The sequence below is a fragment of the Alcanivorax sp. VBW004 genome (assembly GCF_009718865.1).
Lineage (GTDB): Bacteria > Pseudomonadota > Gammaproteobacteria > Pseudomonadales > Alcanivoracaceae > Alcanivorax.
This window is the reverse complement of sequence record NZ_WNHC01000001.1, coordinates 480,680-499,268: the sequence shown is the minus strand read 5'-3', so window position 1 is coordinate 499,268 and position 18,589 is coordinate 480,680. Positions and strand designations below refer to the sequence as shown.

At 59.8% G+C, this 18,589-nt stretch carries 19 protein-coding genes; 4 read left to right on the top strand and 15 right to left on the bottom strand.

The window, feature by feature from the left end:
* Positions 1-122: 122 nt before the first annotated feature.
* The 8 genes from F1529_RS02320 to F1529_RS02285 all read right to left on the bottom strand — a co-directional run bounded on the left by F1529_RS02320 (position 123) and on the right by F1529_RS02285 (position 8,092).
* Positions 123-1,478, bottom strand: a complete 1,356-nt coding sequence (locus F1529_RS02320; RefSeq protein ID WP_370456934.1) for an efflux transporter outer membrane subunit — start codon at positions 1,476-1,478, stop codon at positions 123-125.
* Between the two features lie 289 nt (positions 1,479-1,767).
* Positions 1,768-3,702, bottom strand: a complete 1,935-nt coding sequence (locus F1529_RS02315; protein WP_155131813.1) for a MacB family efflux pump subunit — start codon at positions 3,700-3,702, stop codon at positions 1,768-1,770.
* Positions 3,702-4,865: an efflux RND transporter periplasmic adaptor subunit gene (locus F1529_RS02310; RefSeq protein ID WP_155131809.1), complete on the bottom strand. Its 1,164-nt coding sequence runs from the start codon at positions 4,863-4,865 to the stop codon at positions 3,702-3,704. The genes F1529_RS02315 and F1529_RS02310 overlap by 1 nt, the downstream gene beginning before the upstream one ends.
* 271 nt (positions 4,866-5,136) lie before the next feature.
* Complete coding sequence (locus F1529_RS02305) at positions 5,137-5,817, bottom strand: DUF4336 domain-containing protein (RefSeq protein ID WP_299125151.1); 681 nt, start codon at positions 5,815-5,817, stop codon at positions 5,137-5,139.
* A 59-nt stretch (positions 5,818-5,876) separates the two neighbouring features.
* On the bottom strand, positions 5,877-6,092 hold the full coding sequence (locus F1529_RS02300) for a DUF3820 family protein (RefSeq protein ID WP_007149068.1): 216 nt from the start codon (positions 6,090-6,092) through the stop codon (positions 5,877-5,879).
* A gap of 112 nt (positions 6,093-6,204) precedes the next feature.
* Positions 6,205-6,825 carry a cation diffusion facilitator family transporter gene (locus tag F1529_RS02295; protein WP_196220353.1) on the bottom strand — a complete coding sequence of 207 codons (621 nt, stop codon included), beginning with the start codon at positions 6,823-6,825 and terminating at the stop codon, positions 6,205-6,207.
* Positions 6,825-7,751 carry a cation diffusion facilitator family transporter gene (locus F1529_RS02290; RefSeq protein ID WP_370457068.1) on the bottom strand — a complete coding sequence of 309 codons (927 nt, stop codon included), beginning with the start codon at positions 7,749-7,751 and terminating at the stop codon, positions 6,825-6,827. Before F1529_RS02290 ends, F1529_RS02295 begins: the two co-directional genes overlap by 1 nt.
* On the bottom strand, positions 7,751-8,092 hold the full coding sequence (locus tag F1529_RS02285) for a DUF3703 domain-containing protein (protein ID WP_155131803.1): 342 nt from the start codon (positions 8,090-8,092) through the stop codon (positions 7,751-7,753). The genes F1529_RS02290 and F1529_RS02285 overlap by 1 nt, the downstream gene beginning before the upstream one ends.
* A gap of 96 nt (positions 8,093-8,188) precedes the next feature.
* Between F1529_RS02285 and F1529_RS02280 the strand changes: the two genes are divergently transcribed.
* Positions 8,189-8,602, top strand: coding sequence for a helix-turn-helix domain-containing protein (locus tag F1529_RS02280; RefSeq protein ID WP_155131800.1), 414 nt, complete (start codon positions 8,189-8,191; stop codon positions 8,600-8,602).
* A 167-nt stretch (positions 8,603-8,769) separates the two neighbouring features.
* The gene (locus F1529_RS02275; RefSeq protein WP_007148686.1) at positions 8,770-9,162 is read left to right on the top strand and encodes a hypothetical protein; all 393 of its coding nucleotides are present in this window, start codon (positions 8,770-8,772) and stop codon (positions 9,160-9,162) included.
* Positions 9,163-9,356: 194 nt separating this feature from the next.
* On the opposite strand, the gene F1529_RS02270 is transcribed toward F1529_RS02275, so the two are convergent.
* The 4 genes from F1529_RS02270 to F1529_RS02255 form a co-directional block, all read right to left on the bottom strand.
* A complete protein-coding gene (locus F1529_RS02270; protein ID WP_155131798.1) occupies positions 9,357-10,469 on the bottom strand; it encodes a DUF1513 domain-containing protein in 1,113 nt (370 codons plus the stop codon).
* Between the two features lie 110 nt (positions 10,470-10,579).
* Positions 10,580-11,614 (bottom strand): imelysin family protein, encoded by a 1,035-nt coding sequence (locus tag F1529_RS02265; protein WP_155131795.1) that lies wholly within the window; start codon positions 11,612-11,614, stop codon positions 10,580-10,582.
* Between the two features lie 36 nt (positions 11,615-11,650).
* Positions 11,651-13,045 (bottom strand): di-heme oxidoredictase family protein, encoded by a 1,395-nt coding sequence (locus F1529_RS02260; RefSeq protein ID WP_155131792.1) that lies wholly within the window; start codon positions 13,043-13,045, stop codon positions 11,651-11,653.
* Between the two features lie 115 nt (positions 13,046-13,160).
* On the bottom strand, positions 13,161-14,450 hold the full coding sequence (locus F1529_RS02255; protein WP_155131789.1) for an imelysin family protein: 1,290 nt from the start codon (positions 14,448-14,450) through the stop codon (positions 13,161-13,163).
* 279 nt (positions 14,451-14,729) lie between these two features.
* Between F1529_RS02255 and nhaD the strand changes: the two genes are divergently transcribed.
* The gene (gene nhaD, locus F1529_RS02250) at positions 14,730-15,959 is read left to right on the top strand and encodes a sodium:proton antiporter NhaD (protein WP_007148570.1); all 1,230 of its coding nucleotides are present in this window, start codon (positions 14,730-14,732) and stop codon (positions 15,957-15,959) included.
* A gap of 35 nt (positions 15,960-15,994) precedes the next feature.
* Here the strand turns inward: nhaD and F1529_RS02245 are convergent, their stop codons facing one another.
* Together F1529_RS02245 and F1529_RS02240 are read right to left on the bottom strand one after the other, a co-directional pair.
* A complete protein-coding gene (locus F1529_RS02245; RefSeq protein ID WP_155131786.1) occupies positions 15,995-16,528 on the bottom strand; it encodes a hypothetical protein in 534 nt (177 codons plus the stop codon).
* Between the two features lie 85 nt (positions 16,529-16,613).
* Positions 16,614-16,889 carry a hypothetical protein gene (locus F1529_RS02240; RefSeq protein ID WP_230457689.1) on the bottom strand — a complete coding sequence of 92 codons (276 nt, stop codon included), beginning with the start codon at positions 16,887-16,889 and terminating at the stop codon, positions 16,614-16,616.
* A gap of 221 nt (positions 16,890-17,110) precedes the next feature.
* On the opposite strand from F1529_RS02240, the gene F1529_RS02235 reads away from it, so the two are divergent.
* Positions 17,111-17,419 (top strand): hypothetical protein, encoded by a 309-nt coding sequence (locus F1529_RS02235; protein ID WP_039926707.1) that lies wholly within the window; start codon positions 17,111-17,113, stop codon positions 17,417-17,419.
* Here the strand turns inward: F1529_RS02235 and F1529_RS02230 are convergent, their stop codons facing one another.
* Complete coding sequence (locus F1529_RS02230) at positions 17,420-18,568, bottom strand: BamA/TamA family outer membrane protein (protein ID WP_230457688.1); 1,149 nt, start codon at positions 18,566-18,568, stop codon at positions 17,420-17,422.
* Positions 18,569-18,589: the final 21 nt, after the last annotated feature.

Here is an 18,589-nt window from a genome sequence, read left to right as displayed (position 1 = left end):
CGCCGGGAAACGGGAAACTGTATTCGGGATGATAGACAAGCGGCAGCACGGGCGACCTGGCAGGCTGGAGTCGATCGCCGTATTGTGTCGGTTAACAGATGACGCGGCAAACCAATGCCACTTCAGGATTCCGCAGACGCCGTGCCTCCTTCACCCAATACCCGGTACAGGGTGATGCGCGACTGATACTGGTTGTAGATCAGATCCAGGCTGTTCTGGCGCGCACTGTTAAAGCTGCTTTGCGCGCTGAGCACGTCGGTGAGCTCGGTTTCGCCTTCCTGATAACGCACCTGCGCCACCCGATAGGCTTCCTCGGCTTGCTGGTATGCCTCTTCACGATACTGCTGCTGCTCCGCCAGTCCCTGCACATTACTCAACGATTGCTCCACTTCCTGCAGGGCCACCAGCAAGGTGCCGGTATAACTGGCCACCTGTTCTTGCCAGGCGGCCTTGCTCTGATCGATCCGCGCATTGCGGGCGCCGCCATCAAACAGGGTTTGCGCCAACGACACGCCCAGGCTGTACACCGCATCGCCATTGAACAACGAGGACAGGGCGCTGCTGGCATAACCGCCACTGCCGGTGAGGGTAATGGACGGCCAGTAGTCCGCCCGGGCGGCGGCCACCGTATAATCCGCGGCCATCAGACTGGCCTGGACCTGGGCAATATCCGGGCGCTGGGCCAGCACCTGATCCGGCAAACCGGCCTGGATCTCCGGCAGCTGCAGATTGCTCAGGGTGCCGCCGCTCACCTGGAATGCTTGCGGCATTTCTCCCACCAATACCGCCAGCGCATAACGGCTTTGCCGTAACTGGTGACGCAAGGACGGTAGCTGCGCTTTCACATTGGCAACCACGGTTTTCTGCTGGGCCAGATCCTGAGGGGAGACGGCACCGTTCTCTACCTTGGCCTGCACCACATCCAGCACTTGTTGGGCCAGCGCCAGATTTTCTTCCGACAGCGCCAGGTTGTCCTGCAGATACAGCACCTGCAGATAGGTATTCACCACACTGGCAATCACGGTGAGCTGCACGGTATCGCGACTGAACTGGCTGGCCAGCAGGGAGGCCCGCGCCACATCACGGCTATTGCGAAGCTGCCCCCACAGGTCCAGCTCGTAGCTGGCACTCACGGAGGCGTTGTAGCTTTCACTGCTACCGCTTTCGCCGAACACACCACTGCGGCTGCCCCCGGCGCCCAATCCCAGGGTCGGGAACAGGGCCGAACCAGCCTGGCTGAGTTGCGCATCCGCCTGCTCGACCCGCGCCGTCGCCGCCAGTAAATCCGTGTTGGCCGCCAGCGCCTGGTCCACCAATTGATTCAGTTCCTCACTGTTGAACTGCTGCCACCATTGCGGGTGATGCACCATGGCTTCGCTGGCCTGCTGCTGGTTAAGCCATTGTGCCGGCATGCTTTGTTCCGGCGCGTCCAGCCCGGACCGCATGGCGCAGCCGGATAGCAGAACAAAAACGGTCACCCATGCCAGCCTGTTTATTGCCTTAGGGAACCTCTGAATAACTCCTTGCATGCTCAGCGTGGTCTGAAGCGTGCAGCTGTTACGTCTTGGCTCGATGGTCAGGGTGGTTCCCTTTCCGAGAGGCAAGGCGCCGCAGATGTGCGCTTCAGGCCTCGCCCTTCGGGTCTTCCAGGCTGGCCCGCACTCGTTGTTGCGCTTTTTCGATGGATGGACATACACCTTCAAAAGCGCGCCTAGATTGCGAACCAGCCTGAAAGACTGAGTACGCAAGGAGTTATTCAGAGGTTCCCTAGTCATTACTGAGTGCCTCCACAGGATTCAGACGTGCGGCCTTCAACGCGGGGGCAAAGCCAAACAACAGGCCGATGCCGGCGGCACAAACAAACGCGGCCACCATCACCGGTACCGAGAACACAATGGCCATGCCGAAAGCGTCCAGCAGCCAGCCCACCAAAAGCCCAATCACCACACCGATCACTCCGCCCAGCGCAGACACCACCACCGCTTCGGTAAGAAACTGCTGCAGGATATTGCGCTGACGAGCGCCGGTGGCCATGCGGATACCGATTTCGTGAATGCGCTCGGTAACACTCACCAGCATGATGTTCATCACCCCGATCCCCCCCACCAATAATGAAATCGCCGCGATGGAGCCCAACAGCAACGTCAGGGTGTTCTGGGTTTCCGAGACCATGTCCAGCAAGGACGCCATATTGAAAACCCGCACATCCTCCTTGCCGTGACGCTGGGTCAACAGGTTAACCGCCGCGGTTTCGGTCTCATCGATGGCGGCAACGTCATCCACTGCCAGGGTGATGGAACGCAGATAATTCTGGCCGAACAACCGCAGGGTGCCGGTCGACAAGGGCACGAACACCACATCGTCCTGATCGTCTCCCCAGTCGGTGGCACCCTGGCGACCCATCACGCCGATAACCTGAAACGGGATGCTGTCGAGCAACAAAAACTGGCCCAAAGGATCACTGTCCGGGAACAGGTTGTCTTTCACTGTCTGCCCAATCACCGCCACCGGCGCGTAGCTGGCTTCATCACTGCTGTTGAAATACACCCCTTGCACCGGCTGCCAGTCGCGCAAGCTGGGGTAATCGGCACTCACTGCCTGCACGCTGGTAGAAATGTCCTTGCCGTTGGCCCGGGCCGTCACGCTGCCGGAAATTTCCGGCACGGCAACGCGAATATTGGGCAGGGCTTTCAGGGCTTCGGCATCCTCCGGCACCAGGGTGGCGATCACTCCGTCGGCAACACGCTGCTGACCCCGGTCCGGCCGGATCACCAGCAGGTTCACGCCACGCTCGCCAATGCGCGCCACCACGTCTTCCTTGGCGCCCTGACCAATGGCCAGCATCACCACCACCGACCCCACACCAATCACGATGCCAAGCAAGGTAAGCAAAGTGCGCAGCCAGTTGGCGTGCAATGAGCGCAACGCCATTACCACCGATTCCAGCACTTCACCCAGGTCAGGAAAGCGGCTTTCCTGTGGCGGTTCCGGCACCGAATGGGCCGCTTCTACCCGGTGCGGGCGACGACGACGATCATCAATCACGTTACCGTCGCGGATTTCCACTATCCGGTCCGCGTGCTCGGCCACCAACCCATCGTGGGTAATCACGATCACCGTGTGGCCCTGTTCCGCCAGCGCCTTGAGCTGACCCATCACCGCCTCGCCACTGACACTGTCCAGCGCGCCGGTGGGCTCATCGGCGAGAATCACCTTGCCGCCATTCATCAAGGCACGGGCAATGGACACCCGCTGCTGCTGGCCACCGGATAATTGGTTGGGGCGGTTTTCCAGTTTGTCGTGCAGCCCCAGATCACTGAGCAGGGCCTGCGCCCGTTGCTTGCGATCATCCCGGGGCAGCCCCGCATAAATGGCCGGCAAGGCCACATTTTCCCATGCACTGGCAGTGCCTATCAGGTGATAACTCTGAAACACGAAACCGAACATCTCCCGGCGCAGCCAGGCCAGTTGCTCGTGGTCCATGTCGGTCACCGCCCGCCCGGCAAAGTGATAAGCACCGTCGCTGGGTTGATCCAGGCACCCCAGAATATGCATCAGGGTAGATTTACCGGAGCCGGAGCTGCCCATGATGGCAACGAATTCCCCGGCCTCGATGGACAGATCAATGCCGTGCAACACCTCCACATCCTGCTCACCAGCCGGGTAGCGCTTGCGGATGCCCGTCAGTTCGATCAACGCCATCAGAACAGCCCACCGCGACGGCGCCCGCCTTTTTCGGCCTCACCTGCCGGGCTGGCCTGCGCCTGCCCCAACACCACGGTGTCACCTTCCTGCAGGCCATCTTGAATCACCGTGCGTACCCGGTTGCTGATGCCTGCTGTTACCGGCTGGTTTTGTGGCTTGCCTTCGCGGCCCAGTCTTTGCACCTGCCATTGACCGCGACCGCCACGCGTCACTGCGGCCACGGGCACATGCAGAACATCCCTGGCCGAATCCACCACGAAGAATACCTGGGCGGTCATGCCGGACATCAGTCGGCCTTGCGGGTTATCGATATCGAATTCAGCGGTGTACAGCACCACGTTGTTCACCACTTCCGGGGTGGGCAGCACCTGGCGCAGGGTACTGTCATAACGCACATCACCATTGCCCAGGGTATTGAAGTACACCGGCATCCCCGCAGAGAGGCTATCCACATCGGCCTCGGACACCTGAGTGGAAATGGTCATGGTGGTCAGATCTGCGATACGCATCAGCGTGGGGGTGGTTTGGTTGGCGTTAAGAGTCTGCCCTTCACGGGCCTCCAGGCTGACCACGGTTCCACTGCGTGGCGCATAGATTTTTGCGTACCCCAGGTTGGCCTGGTCGCCTTCCACGCTGGCCTGCTTCTGGCGGATCTGGGCTTTCAGTACCTTGATCTGGGCACGGGTAATGGCCAGCGTTGAACGGGCACTCTGGAAGGCATCATCACTGGTGGCATTGGCCTCTCGCAGCCGCTGCTGACGCTGATACTGCAACTCGGCCAGCTCCAGCTCCGCCTGCTGCTGTTCCCGCTGGGCACGCAGGGCTTCCAGTTCCGCCAACCCTGCATCGACCTGTGTCTGCTGTACCGACGCATCAATTTCCGCCAGCAACTGGCCCTGCTCAACGCTGTCACCCACATCCACGTGCAGCTGCGTCAGCTGGCCGGAGACCTGCGCCCCCACGTCCACATAATCCCCCGGTTCCAGGGTGCCCAGCGCGGTGACCAGCTCTTCCACATCGCCACGCTCCACCGTGGCCGTTTTCCACTGAATCGCTGGCGCCGACGCGAATCCCCAGCGCCAGCCCACAAGCAGCAGGCACACAATCAGAATGACAAACGAAAGAGCCGTTTTCGGATAACGGCGAATCCAGCGGGACATGGGCAATTCCACAAACCAGTAATGATGGTTGGGGAATATAGCGGGAAAAGTTGCAAGAAATATGGAGGGGGCGGGCGGGGCCAGCCAAGGGCCATAGGAGCGTCGCTGGCGGCGCGATTCAAAAGGTCGTATTTGCCGGCAAGCAAAACCTGTCGAGTACTGGAAGGCCTGCTCGCCCTGTGGTCGATTGCCTTGCTTCGCAAGGTCGCGCCGCCAGCGACGCTCCTACAGCGGCTTCGTAGAAAGCCCTTACCGTCACGCTAACTCGCCTCTAGAACAACCACTCCATCCCATGACGGACCTGGTTGCGGGCGTTGTCGGTGATCACCTCACCGTGGGCCAGACTGAGTTTTTCGAAAGGCCACTCCAGAATACGGGTAACGCTGGCGCGGGCCTTGCGACGATTCAGGTACACCAGGCGCAGTACCGGATGCCAGCCCGGGACTTTCCACAAACCGCCCAGCTTCAAATACCAGCGGGTGAAACCGTGGTCGCATTGATGAAAGTTTTCAATCAAGTCCGCCGCAATCAGGGTTTTGCTGGCCTGATGGTAGAACACCGTCTCGTGCAACATGGAGCCTTCAATAAAGACCAGCTCAAAGTCATCGCCCCAGTCCGGATGTGGTGTTTCCGACAGTACCGCATCCAGCGACAGATCCTTGCGCTTGCTCGCCAGCTTCGCCGGCCCGTGCAGCACCGCCTGCGGGTAGCGCTGCTTCACATCGGCGGCAAAAACATGGTGAAAAAGATTGGGGCAAACAATGTGGGTCACCTCGCCCAACGCCGCCAGCTCCTGGGCCAGAGGCTCATCCACCGGCACCGGGGAATGCAGCAGCAAACCGCCAGCAGACAATTTGACCACTGTCATGCGGGCGCCCACATGTAGCCCCATAAAACTATGGGGAACCGAATACGCCCACACATTATTGGCAACAACATCGAGTAACGGCACAGCTGGCTCCTGAACATGGCAATGACCTCAGGATACCTGCTTGATTCAGCGGATACAGCCTATTTACGCAACGGTTCCAGCAGGTTTTCCGTGCCGTCCATTTTCAGCATCAAAGCCAGCGCCATCAGCCGCCCCAACTCGCCCTTCGGAAAGCCTTTTTTGGTGAACCACAGCAGATAAGGCTCAGGGAGATCAATCAGCACCCGCCCGGCATATTTACCAAACGGCATGGTGCGTTCGACCAGAGCGGTCAGGTCTTCCTGTTTGAAATCCATAGGTCTCAATCGTGATGGCAGAGGGAAAAGCCGTGGAGGCTGGCAGCTTCGCCGCCAATACGGCCATGCAGCGTACCGCCCTGCTCACTCACCGCCAAGCCCCATCGCACACTCAACCCTCGCATCGATCCTTCATCGCCGATTCGCTGCCGGCCTGACGCAGAATCGAGATAGCACTGTGGGTGAACAGGCCGGCAATCGCCACGGCCACCAGCAGGTCCGGCCAACGACTGTCCAACCAGAACACCAGGCTGCCAGACATCAGCACCGCCAGATTGGCCAGCGCATCGTTGCGCGAACACAACCAGGCGGAACGGATATTGGCATCCCCCTGACGGTGACGCAGTAGCAATAACGCACTGATCACATTGGCCGCCAGCGCCACACTGGCCACCCCCATCATCAGCCCACCCTGTGGCGCACTGCCCTGCAACAGCGCCCAAACGCTGTTCGACAGCACGATCACGCCCATTACCAATAACGACACCCCTTTAATGCGCGCGGCACGTACCCGCCAGGCCATCGACTGCCCCAGCGCCCAGAGGGTTAACCCATAGGTGGCGGTATCGCCCAGGAAATCCAGTGCATCGGCCTGCAACGCCCGAGAATCCGCCAGCACCCCCGATGTCGCCTCCACCACAAACATCACCGCATTAATGGCCAATACGATCCATAGCACTCGCTGGTAAGCCGGGGCCGGGTTTTCCACTATCTGGTGATCACAACACCCCATCATCCACTCCTTTCACCACTCTGCTCCAGGTTACGGCACACCTCGTCCGGCCATTCCAGTTCGATGGTGGAATGGGCAAAACCGTATTCCTTCACCAGCGCACTGAAGCGGGCTTTCAATCCCCGCACTTGCTCCATGGGCGGCTCACAGCCCAACTTGATATGGGCGCTGAACACATGCTGCTGACCGTCCAGGCTCCACACATGCACATGGTGCACCTCAGCCACCGCTTCCGGTGCCTGCAGTGCAGCAACCAGGGCCTCGGTATCTATCTCGCCAGGCACCGCTTGCAGGAAGACTTTCAACGATGCCCACACATTGCGCGCCACATTGAACAGAATGAACAGGGTGAAACCGATGGACAGAATGGGATCGAGAATCGGGATTTCCCAGACCATCAGCACCAGCGACACCACCAGCACGGCCACCCAGCCCAGCACATCCTCCAGCAGATGCCAGCGAATCACACTGGCATTCAACGAGGACTGGCGCAGTAACCGCCAGGCACCAATACCGTTTACCGTCACCCCGAGAATGGCCAACGCCAGCATGCCGGTGGCATTGGGCATTTCCGGTGCCCACAGGCGGGGAATGGCTTCGCTGATCACGAAGATCGACCCGGCAATCAGCACCAGTGCATTGAGCAACGCAGCCAGCACTGACAACCGCTGGTAGCCATAGCTGAATCGCTGGTCCGCCTGTTTGCGGCTGACTTTGCCCAGCACCCACCCCATGCCGATGGCCAGGGTATCGCCCAGGTCGTGTACCGCATCGGACAGAATCGCCACCGAATTCACCATCAGCCCACCGACAAATTCGATGATGGTGAAGGTGAAATTCAGCCAGAACGCCATTCCGATGGCCCGGTCCTCATCACCGTGACCGTGGGTATGTGAATGTGGCGCATGTGAAGAGTGATCATGCATCATCGTTCCTCCATCACGTCGCGCAGCGCATCGGGAATCGGCATGGGCTGCAGCGGGTTCACATTGGCGCCGCCGGTATTGCCGACGGGCACCCATAACCGCGACATCACCAGCGCGGCCAACAGGCGCAGCACCTGCCCGCGGATTTCCCGCGCCTCGCGGCGTTGCCAGCCCACTTTCAACATCCACCAGTGGCTCAGGGTATGGGCGCCAACCCGTCGCTGCCCCAGAATATGCGCCCGCTCCAGTTGCGCGAACGCCCGGCTCCAGTCCTGCCTGGCATAGGCACACCGTGCCGCTTCCATGGCGGCGTCAAACGCCCGTCGCTGTCTCTCCTGCATCGCCCTGCTCCTTGATTCTGTTTCACCTTGGCCCCATTTAAAAAGCTATAGTGACTACAGGTTCAAGTCCGATTTTCCCTTTGTGATGAGGTCATCATGTCTACCCTTTTTTCCATCGGCACCCTCAGCAGCGCCACCGGTTGCAAGGTGGAGACCATCCGCTATTACGAAAAAATTGGCCTGATGCCCGAACCCGCCCGCAGTGAAGGCGGCCAACGGCGCTACCACCGCAACCATCGGGAACGGCTGCAGTTTATTCGTCACAGCCGGGAACTGGGGTTCACACTGGAAGACATTCGTGAACTGTTAACCATGAGCGAACAGCATGGTTGCGCTGATGATATCGCCCGCCGTCACCGGGACGCCGTACAAAACCGCATCAGCGCACTGACCGCCCTGCGCAATGAGCTGGACCGGATGATTAGTGAATGCGAGCAAGGGCAACCGGGCGAATGCCGGGTGATTGAGGTGCTGAGCGATCACGGACAATGCCTGAACGACCACAGCTAATCCCACCGCAGCTCCCTGAGCGGCTGGACGCTGACACTTTTACAACAGGTTCCATACCGATATACCCCATATGGGTGAGGCGGATTTTTACCAGCTTCCTACAATTATTGTGACGGGGTCGTCGACTGAATCGATGATGTCGATAACGAAGGGAACAAGGGAAAATCATGAAATGGACCATTGGCATTGCCGCACTATTCGCCTCACAGTTTGCTGCCGCTGATTATTATTCCAGCGTCGACGACGACACCTGCTGGGATGCCCGCAACAGTAGCGGTGGCCCCTGCATGGTGGTGCACAAAACCAAATGGAGTGAATACAGCAAGGACAACTTCATCATTACCTACCGCAACACCTGCAGCCACCGCATCTATGCCCGCTTCTGCAACGAGCGCAAGAACGGTTCCGAGGATTGCGGCGCTTCCGGCATCGGCGCGGGCAACACCAAAAGCTGGTCTACCCACAATGCCAATGGCCGCTACAGCTACAACTCCATTGGTGTGGTAAAAGGCTCCAAGGACTGGGTGTGCTCCGGCAAGGTGTCCAACTGGCACGACTGACACCCGCATGGCAGATATTGAAAAACGATAACGTTTAAGCCCGGCTTTCCGGGCTTAAACGCATTGCCGGTTTCTCGCTCTGAGGTTCGCGCCTCAAGAGGCGCTCCTACCGAAAAGCCGACGTCCCCTGACTGGTGAGAGCGGTGGTCCCACCGCGATGCAAACGACGTTGGTTAAGCGGCAGGATGCACGCCTTAACTCAGCCACAGGTGGTTATCCCACCACCCCCCCGGCAGTTCCAGCCACTGGCTTTGTACCTCTGCGGTGCGGCTATCGTAGTAGCGGCATTTGCCCTGCCCCGAGGTCACCGCAAAACCGCCCGGCACCGCGCCAACACCGGCACAGTCAGACATGGGCGCATCCAGCAGCGTGTCACCGCTATCCAGATCCCAGATAAAGAAACGGTTTCCCCGTGGCGCGGTCATGGCCACTTGCCGCTGCTCGCTGTGAATGGCAATGCTGGCCGTGTATTGATCCATCATCGCCAGTTGCGCCCGGCTGACCGGGAACGGTTGATAGGCTTCCCCGGGCCGCTTGATCGCCAGCAACGGCACACTGTTGTAGGCCGGGCCATGGTACTGCTGGCCGGTAATCACGGTGCCATCGGCAGCCACATCCAGGTGGCGGATGCTGCTTTGAGCGTCGGCCAGGGTTTCCTTGCTGATCAATTCGCCATGGCGGCTCATGATCACCAGGCTGGGCGCCATGGCGTCCAGGTTCATTTCCTCACGGCTGCCGCCTTCGGTACGAATCCCTCCATTACCGATCACCAGGGATTCGCCGTCCGGCATCCAGGCCAGCTCGTGGGGACCGACACCGTGGGTGGTCGCCTCGCCGTCATGGACTAGCTGCAAAGCAGCGCGATCCAGCCGGTACCGCCCCAGCACACCGCGCCCCGGTTCGCGGGTATCGTTTTCGGTGCTGTATAGCCACTCGCCGCGGGCATGGAATACGGCATGGCCATAGAAGTGCCGATCCGGCTGACTGTGCAGGGTTTGCAGCAGTCGGCCATCGCGCAGGTCAATCAAGTAACTTTCCCGGGCCGGGCGGCGCCCCACATACAACGCCACCGGCAGAAACGGATGGCGGGCCACCGCGTGGCAGCGCTCGGGCACCGGCGTGGCAAACGCCCGTTTGCCGTTCAGGTAGTAACCCACGGCATAGTGCTGACCGTCGTCATCGTTGCGCGCAGAAAGCAGCAGGGGTGATTCACCCGCCGTGCCGGTCCACAGTGACCAGCCACCCAACGCGGCCAGGCCGGCCATCGCCGCACCAGCCCCCAGCAACTTCCGTCGTGTTAGTGGCATAACGCTCTCCGCAAACCCGCTATGGCATCGCAATGAAGCGCGGGCACGACGTTGAATTATCGACACACCCTCCCGCGCTTTTTTTAACTTTTAACTTTTAACTCGCAACTCTAGTCGCCGTCGTTGGCGTTAAAACCAATCTGGATATTGAGATTGCGAGCCAACTCCGTTTGCTGACGGTTTTCCAGATTATCCAGCGCGGCATAGAGCGTCGTCAGCGTCTCGCTGTCTGTCGGCTCCTGCACCAGTTCCATCAACGGCGCAGGCAAGGCCGCAAGCTGGTTGGCCACATCCGCATAGGCCTGGTCGATGTCTTTCACCAGGGCCGCATCGCTCACCAACGAACGCACCCGCTCCCATACCGCCTGCGCGCCCTGCAACGACGCCTGCAGGTTTTCAATGGACTGCCGGCTACGCCACGCTTCCGCCTGGTAAGGCTGCGCCACGCCCTGATTCAGCCGCCCCATGGGGGTGCCCAGTTTTTTCTTCAGCACATCCACCCCGGTGATCTGCGTGCGCAGAATCGCCGCCAGGCCTTCATCCGCCGTGGCGTAACGCTCATTGGGGAAGTCGCGCAACTGCGCCAGCATGCCGCCCGGCTCATTCCACAGCGCCAGCACCGACTCGGACAGCGCCAGCTGGTGGCGGGCAATGCCGGTGAGCAGCGGGCAGTAGCGGTCATGCTTCTCCGCCAGGGCGACCGATTGATCAAACAGCACATACTCAAACGCCGTCAGCCCCTGCACCACCACGCTGGCCTTCTCCAGCTGCTCACCGGTCAACGAATCCGTCTCGTCCAGCAACGATTCCGTCTGGCGAACCACCATGTTGCGTTTGTCCGGCCAGAACTGAACCTGCCAGCTGCGGTTGCCTTCGGATAACGGCCCGACCATTAACGGTTGCAGGTGCGACCACCGGGACTGGGCCTGATAAAACGCGGTTTCCAGATCATCCACGGATGCCTGTGGGGCCGCGCAGTACGCCTCCACCGCGTCTACCAGGGCAGCATTGCTGTCGCGCCACTGCTGATGGGCCGGCAGTAGCACATCGTTGGCCAGCTGCACGGTGACTTCCTGACGTGGGTTACTGCACGCCGTCAGCAGCACCGACAAGGAAACTGACACCAGCACAATCAAAGCACGCATGATCCATCCTCAACCTTAAAATCGTTACAGAAAAAATCACAAAGAGTTCAGAAACGCCAACAGCGCAGCCCGTTGCTCGGCGTCAAACGCCAGTACCGCGTCCCGCGACCCGGCCGCTTCGCCACCATGCCAGAGGATCGCCTCCATCAGGTTGCGGGCGCGGCCATCGTGCAAGAACTGGGTGTGGCCATTCACCGCCTCGGTGAGGCCGATACCCCAGAGCGGCGGCGTGCGCCATTCCTGACCATTGGCCAGGAACTCCGGGCGACCGTCTGCCAGACCCGGCCCCATGTCATGCAGCAACATGTCGGTGTAAGGCCGGATGGTCTGATTCGCCAGCTCCGGTTCGGCGGCGTCGGCCCCGGTGGTGAACACCGGCACATGGCAGCCCTGGCAGTTAGCCTGGAAGAACAGGCTCTTGCCCGCCAGCACCTGTGCATCATCCACATCCCGGCGGGCGGGAACGGCCAGATTGCGGGTATAGAAAGTGACGTTGTCGAGAATCGAGTCGCTGACTTCTAGCTCGCCGCCATTGGGCATGGCCAGGCAATCGGGCTGGGCCGAGGAACAGGAATCTGTCGGCACCAGATGACTGCTCAGCCCCATGTCATTGGCGAAGGCTTCCGCATTCTGCTGGCGCAAACTGGGCTGGCCGGCTTTCCAGCCGAAGCGCCCCATGGCGGTGGTGTTGTTGCTGCGATCCCAGACCCGGTTGGCCCGACCGCTGATACCATCACCGTCCTTGTCTTGCGGGTCGGCGTGGGCCAGCAGGTCCGCTTCCGGGATCGCTTCCAGCAGCCCCAGTCCAATCACTGGTGGAGCAATACGCGCGGAAAACAGCGTCGCCGGGTGCATCTCTCCATAGGCCAGGTTGCTGAAGCTCAGGCGAGGCTCGCGCAACTCCACCTGATGGCCATCCTCAAAGGTGATCGTGCGGGGGCGGTAATCCACCCGTACCCGCCCTTCCGGTTCAATACCCGGGATGGCCGCATCCTGAAACTGCCCGCCGTAGATCGGCTCAGGCATCAATCCGCCCTGGGTCAGGTCATCGTCGGCCGCCGCCGGCACGGACAACCGCACCAGCATGGAGACCGCCTGCTTGGCGTCAGGCCCGGGCGGGTGCCCGCGGCCATCCTTGATATGACAGTTCTGGCAGGCATTGGTATTGAACAGCGGCCCCAGCCCGTCACGGGCATCGGTGGATGCTGGCGCAATCACCCAGGGGTTGCGAAAAAAACTGTTGCCCACACTGAAGTCCAGCCGCCGCGACGGCGACAAATTGGCCAGCGGCAGAGAGAAGGCGTTCTGGTCCGTCTTGGTCACCGTGGCGTCGCCTGCAGATAACTGCTCGCCGGGTTCGGCCTGGGTAAAGGAGGGACCGGTGTCACACGCCGCCAGCAGGGCAGCAAACGTCAGCGGGAGATATCGCAAGAGCAGGGCTTCCTTCTTTCTTGATGGCTGGCGGGCAGCTCGCTACAGGGGCGCGCCTGCACCCCAGAGAGGCCTCTGCCCCCTTGCGTGCATGCGCGCCTTTCAGGTTCTAACGTCAGAAGCTGTGATTGGCTGTATCCGGGTTCAGGGCTTGAATGTTCAGCACCCGCGCCGCTTTTTCAATGCTGGTGGTTTGCACGACCAGGGCGTCAATGGCGGCATTCACCGTGTCGGCACCCTGCGCATTGCCCGGGGCAATCAGCTGGTCGAAATGGGTGCCCTGGTTGGCGCTGTCTACCAGCACCTGCAGCGCCACCTCGCTGGCGTTCAGGTCGGTTTTCAGCTGGCTGTCCGCCGCCGGCTGGTTCGCCGCCACCAGGTCGCTGAGCGAGGGGCCGGTCAGGGTTTCACCGTTGGTCCGCTGATACTCGCCCAGGTACACATTGCGAATGCCCTTGCCGTTATAGAAGTGCGACGCATGGGTGTTATCGCTGAAGCAGTCGTGCTCGTCTTCCGGGGAGTGCGCCGCCAGCGCCACTTTCATGCGCTCGCCGGCCAGCTCGCCCAGGGACAGGCTGCCCATGCCGAACAGCATCTTGCGCAGGCCGTTTTCCACGCTGTCCGCTTCCAGTTCGGCCCGGTAGTTTTCTTCACCCGGTCGCCATTCATCCACCATCACTTCCAGATCGTCGATAAGCAGATCGGTGACCACTGACAGGTATTCGCGGCGACGCTCGTTGTGACCACCCGTTGCGTCCGGGCCGGTGGCGAAATCCGTTGCCGGGCGCTGGCCGGCACCGGCGTCAGTACCGTTCAGGTCCTGGCCCCACAGCAAGAATTCAATGGCGTGGTAACCGGTAGCCACGTTTACCTCGGAACCGCCCAGTTCGTTGAGGCTGGCCAGCAGTTCCGCGTTCAGGTCGGTCAGATCCAGGGTCTGTTCACCGATTTTCAGTGACTCGCTGGCAATAATATTGGCGCGGGCCCCGGGGTTGCCCATCACCGCCTGATAGTCCTCGTCCACGTAATCAATCAGGCCTTCATCCAGCGGCCAGGCATTCACCTGCCCTTCCCATTCATCCACCACGGCATTGCCGAAGCGGAATACTTCAGTCTGCATGTAGGGCACCCGCGCGGCACGCCAGGCATCACGGGCGGCGGCCAGGTTGGCCTCGGTGGGCGCCGCCAACAGGGCATCGATCTGTGTTTTCAAGGCGCGGGCACCGGACAGTGCGTCGCCAAAGGTGGCCAGCGCCACATCAGCGTAATGGCTCACCACCCGCTTGCCCTGTGCCTGGTCATAGGCCGGAGCCTTGTCGGCGTCGGTGGATTGCGGGTCGTCGCTGCAGGCAGACAAGAACAGGGAAGCCAGTAGCAGGCCCCCGGCGGACAGGCGGGTCAGCATGAAAATTCCTCGATGACATCAGGCACAATAAGCAAAATGAATAAGCAAAACGCACCGGCACACCGATGCGAAAGCAATCAGGGTGCACATAATGCGAATTATTCTCATCTTTTTAAAGGGGGACGGGCAAAATTTGCCCACCTTTGCCCGTTTTTCGTCCACAATTGGCCGGACAACCACGGATAAACAGGCCGTTTCCGGTGAACCCTGTTCACAAAACGCCTAATATAGCGCCGCCCTCCACTCTCCACCTTCTGCCTACAGTGCGAGTCGCCCGTTATGACTACCGTTTTGCTGATCCTGGTGGCGCTGGGCTTTTTGTCCATCGTCGTCGAAGACATCGTTCATATTGATAAAGCGAAAACCACCCTGTTTTTCGGGTCGTTCGCCTGGCTTTTGTTCTTTATTGCCCCCCCGGCCCACCTCAGCCACGACGCGCTGATGGAAAGCCTGAACGAAAACCTGCTGGATATTGCCACCCTGTGGCTGTTCCTGATGGCCGCCATGACCTTTGTGGCCTACCTGTCCAGCAAGGGCATTATCGATAGCCTGGTCAACAAGCTGCTGCCCGAGCACATCAGCGAACGCAAATTGATGCTGCTCACCGGCCTGTTTGCTTTCCTGTTCTCTTCCATGGCCGACAACATCACCGCCACCCTGGTATGTATCGCCGTGCTGATGAACCTGAACCTGCCGGCCAAAAAGCTGATGCGCTACGTGGTGCTGGTGGTGTTCTCGGTGAATGCTGGTGGCACTGCCCTGATCACCGGTGACGTCACCACGTTGATGATTTTTCTGGCCGGCAAAGTGGAAATTCCGGACCTGCTACTGCTCAGCCTGCCCGCCGCCGGCGCCGTGGCCGTGCTCGCCTTCATGCTCTCGCTGGGCCTCAGTGGCGACGTGCATATCCAGAAAAAAAGCAGCGCCATTGAGCGCGGCGACAAGGTCATTGCCCTGCTGTTCTTCGCCACCATTGTCGGCACCATCGCCGCCAACGTGGCGTTCGGCATTCCGCCGGTGCTGTGTTTCCTGTTCGGCCTGTCACTGATGTTCATGGTGGTGCAGTTCCTGAACAAGGACGAACCGGTTCTGGAATACATTCGCAAAATCGAGTTCGACACCCTGCTGTTCTTCCTGGGCGTATTGCTGCTGGTCGGCATGCTCAAGGAGCTGGGAATGCTCGCCTACTTCCCGGCACTCTATGAAGTGATGCCGCCGGTGGCCGCCAACTTCCTGGTGGGCCTGGCGTCGGCGCTGTTTGATAACGTGCCGCTCACCGCCGCTCTGCTCAATTCCGGCATCGAAATGAACCTGGCCCAGTGGCTGTCGCTGACGTACTCGGTGGGGGTAGGTGGTGCGCTTCTTGTCATCGGCTCCGCCGCCGGGGTGATCGCCATGAGCAAGATCGAAGCGCTGACGTTCGGCAGCTACCTCCGGTACTTCGGCTATCTGTTGGTGGCGTATAGCGTTGGGTTTGTCGCTGTACTGGGGCTAGGCCAGCTGCTGTAGGCATACCCCGCCGGACCGGGGCAGCCCGGTCCGGCCTACCAGCGCCCTTCGCGCTGTAGCTGATTTTTCCATTTTCGCCAGCGGGGTTCTGCATACGCCGGGCGTGGCTTGAGTGCCCGTAACGGCGCCCAGTCATTCTCACCCAGCCGGCTCACCCATTCCTCATCCGGCAGAACCGCCTCCCCTTCATGGGGTTGCCCATGGCAGCTATAACGGAAACGCAGCAACCACAGCGTTTCCTCTCCGTCCTCTGGCTCATTGTATTGCGTCACTGACAACACCGCCCCATCCACATTGGTGCCGTGCTCTCTGAGCAAGGCCCGCTCGTAGTAATAGCCGATGCTGCTGACACTGGTGACCAGCGCCATGATCATGACCCCAATGCCGACCAGCGCAAAGAAGGCCCCGCCAAACGCCGCCCCCCAATCATCGCCACCTTCAAACCAGAGTAGGCCGACGCCAACCGCCGCAAACGGCAAGCCGAGAAAGAAGAAGAGCATGAAGAAAAGGGAAAAATGCCGGCGCACCGAGTGCAGCAGCAGCGGCCAGCTGAGCGGCCCAATGGCCATAGAGTGACTCCCGTCCCTGGAAAAACCAGACAGAAGCATACCGAAAAAGCCCCCGGACCCCGAGGGCTAATAGGCGGTCATCGAATCAGTTGGCGCCGTAAAGATCGCTGCCCAGATCCTTCAGGTCATTGTCCAGCTGTTGCCAGTTAGCCTGGCCATCCACGCTGTCTGCACCGGTCAGTTCATGGTATTCGTCAATGCGTTGCTGCAATTCTGTCAGCACATCCTGCAAAGCCAGCTGGTGTCGCTCCGCTTCGGTGCTGCGGTCTCCAGCCCCCTGCTTTTCCAGTTGATCCAGCTCGGCTTCCAGTTCATCCAGCTTGCCTTTGATATCGGCAATCATTTGTTTACCGGTTTCCATAATCGCAACTCCTTGTTCGATCAGGGATTCACAGGTGAACCCGGTTTCAGAGTGGCCCCATTTATTGAACAGGGTCAAGTCTGTCACCGGCAACGGTACAGACGGTCAGACAATCGGGCATCAATACGTGTTCCCGGCGCCCATAATGGTTATGGTCGTTGTTAAAGGTTTCCGCTACATTGCGGAACAGCCCCTTACCCGATTGACCATGCAGGCCAACAATGAAAAAAACAGCAGAACGAGCAGAGCTGCTCAAGGACATGATTCAGGAAGCCATTGAAGATGGCGCTACCACCGTGGAAGACGTGCACCAGCATATTGCCGGGCTACCGTTTGACGCGCTGGAGAAGCTGGGCCTCTTTGAAGACAAGGCCCCGGCACTGAAAGAAAAACAGCGCAAAACCATTGGCCTGGTGTACGACACCATTCGCAAGGTGAATCAGGAAGTGGGCGCGCTGATCTCCGAACAGTTTGCGGCGCTGGAAGATGCCCGCACCGCAGCCAAAAACATGGACGAAAAAGAAGACTGATCAGCGCCAGCTGGACCCCGCCTGAATATACCAGGCGGTCTCCTCTGGCCCCCGGGCAATATCCACCCCCATTGTCATCCCGTACCGGCGAGCAATCAGATAGCGAAACCCGGTACCGTAGCTGTTGGCCACCTCGGCGTCTGACAAATCCGAAAAGCTTTCTGCGGCACGTCCACCGCCACCAAAGAAGTTGAACCGCCAACGAGGACTGGCTTTCCAGATCGCCTCCACTTCTGCCACCGCGACCGCCTTACCCTGATAGCGCACCGCCGGAATGCCGCGCATATCCACATATGGCAACACATAAGGTGGCAATCGGGTACTGTCGCTCACATCGACACCGTCATACTGAAGGCGCAGGGCAAAATTGAAATGCTCGTTGGCATTCCAGTAATTCAGACCCTCCAGCGTATAGCTGCCAAAGTTGATATCACTGCCAACACTCCCCCCATACCACACGTAATTACCGGCATAGTAGAGCCCGGACTGGGGGGCCAGAGGGTTATCCCGGCTATCGTATTCCGCCAGCACACCCAACCCGGAGGTATGAATCTTATCCCCCAGATTGTTACGTAGAAAGGTATTTACCGCCTGCTCCAGGCGCGGGTTGGGTAATGAAATATCTTCCTCAAGAGACAGCTCAACCTGCCGGTAAACCTGTCTTGCCCCCAACATCCAGCGGCTTGCGCCGAGCCTGAACTTCAACTCCTGGACCGCCGCCGGTCCTTTCACATTCAGCTCGACAGGGTCACGGAGGTCACGCCCGCCCAATGAATAAAAATCCAGATTCAAATCAGGGAACAAGGCAAAGCCGCGATAACGAATGCGGTCATTATGCCAGAAGCCCATGTGCCCCAGCCCCGCCGCGCGCGTTCCATTTTCCGTGGCTCCCAGCCCCACCACACTGATGTTATTCGGCAAAATGGCCGGACTGTTACCGGACACCCGCTGCTTTTTTTGCTCTTCACTTTCGTGGAAAAAAATCGCGCCCATGCCCAGGCCCGCGCCCACTGCAGGTTCGGTGATAATCATCGGAATCGGCAAGAAACCCTGCGGCACCTCGGAAAGATAACGGCTACCATCCAGCATGCCGTCTTCCGGGTCGATCATGTAATCCTGAAAGAAATCGGCCTGGACCGTTCCCGTCATCAGACCTGCAACTATCGCCAG

Bases quoted from the DNA above. Each gene is read 5' to 3' on its own strand.
- F1529_RS02255 (WP_155131789.1), bottom strand. From the start codon at position 14,450: ATGCTGACCCGCCTGTCCGCCGGGGGCCTGCTACTGGCTTCCCTGTTC.
- F1529_RS02230 (WP_230457688.1), bottom strand. From the start codon at position 18,568: ATGACGGGAACGGTCCAGGCCGATTTCTTTCAGGATTACATGATCGAC.
- F1529_RS02285 (WP_155131803.1), bottom strand. From the start codon at position 8,092: ATGCAGGAGAGACAGCGACGGGCGTTTGACGCCGCCATGGAAGCGGCA.
- F1529_RS02315 (WP_155131813.1), bottom strand. From the start codon at position 3,702: ATGGCGTTGATCGAACTGACGGGCATCCGCAAGCGCTACCCGGCTGGT.
- F1529_RS02280 (WP_155131800.1), top strand. From the start codon at position 8,189: ATGTCTACCCTTTTTTCCATCGGCACCCTCAGCAGCGCCACCGGTTGC.
- nhaD (WP_007148570.1), top strand. From the start codon at position 14,730: ATGACTACCGTTTTGCTGATCCTGGTGGCGCTGGGCTTTTTGTCCATC.
- F1529_RS02235 (WP_039926707.1), top strand. From the start codon at position 17,111: ATGAAAAAAACAGCAGAACGAGCAGAGCTGCTCAAGGACATGATTCAG.
- F1529_RS02295 (WP_196220353.1), bottom strand. From the start codon at position 6,825: ATGGGGTGTTGTGATCACCAGATAGTGGAAAACCCGGCCCCGGCTTAC.
- F1529_RS02275 (WP_007148686.1), top strand. From the start codon at position 8,770: ATGAAATGGACCATTGGCATTGCCGCACTATTCGCCTCACAGTTTGCT.
- F1529_RS02290 (WP_370457068.1), bottom strand. From the start codon at position 7,751: ATGCATGATCACTCTTCACATGCGCCACATTCACATACCCACGGTCAC.
- F1529_RS02240 (WP_230457689.1), bottom strand. From the start codon at position 16,889: ATGGAAACCGGTAAACAAATGATTGCCGATATCAAAGGCAAGCTGGAT.
- F1529_RS02245 (WP_155131786.1), bottom strand. From the start codon at position 16,528: ATGGCCATTGGGCCGCTCAGCTGGCCGCTGCTGCTGCACTCGGTGCGC.
- F1529_RS02310 (WP_155131809.1), bottom strand. From the start codon at position 4,865: ATGTCCCGCTGGATTCGCCGTTATCCGAAAACGGCTCTTTCGTTTGTC.
- F1529_RS02265 (WP_155131795.1), bottom strand. From the start codon at position 11,614: ATGCGTGCTTTGATTGTGCTGGTGTCAGTTTCCTTGTCGGTGCTGCTG.
- F1529_RS02270 (WP_155131798.1), bottom strand. From the start codon at position 10,469: ATGCCACTAACACGACGGAAGTTGCTGGGGGCTGGTGCGGCGATGGCC.
- F1529_RS02300 (WP_007149068.1), bottom strand. From the start codon at position 6,092: ATGGATTTCAAACAGGAAGACCTGACCGCTCTGGTCGAACGCACCATG.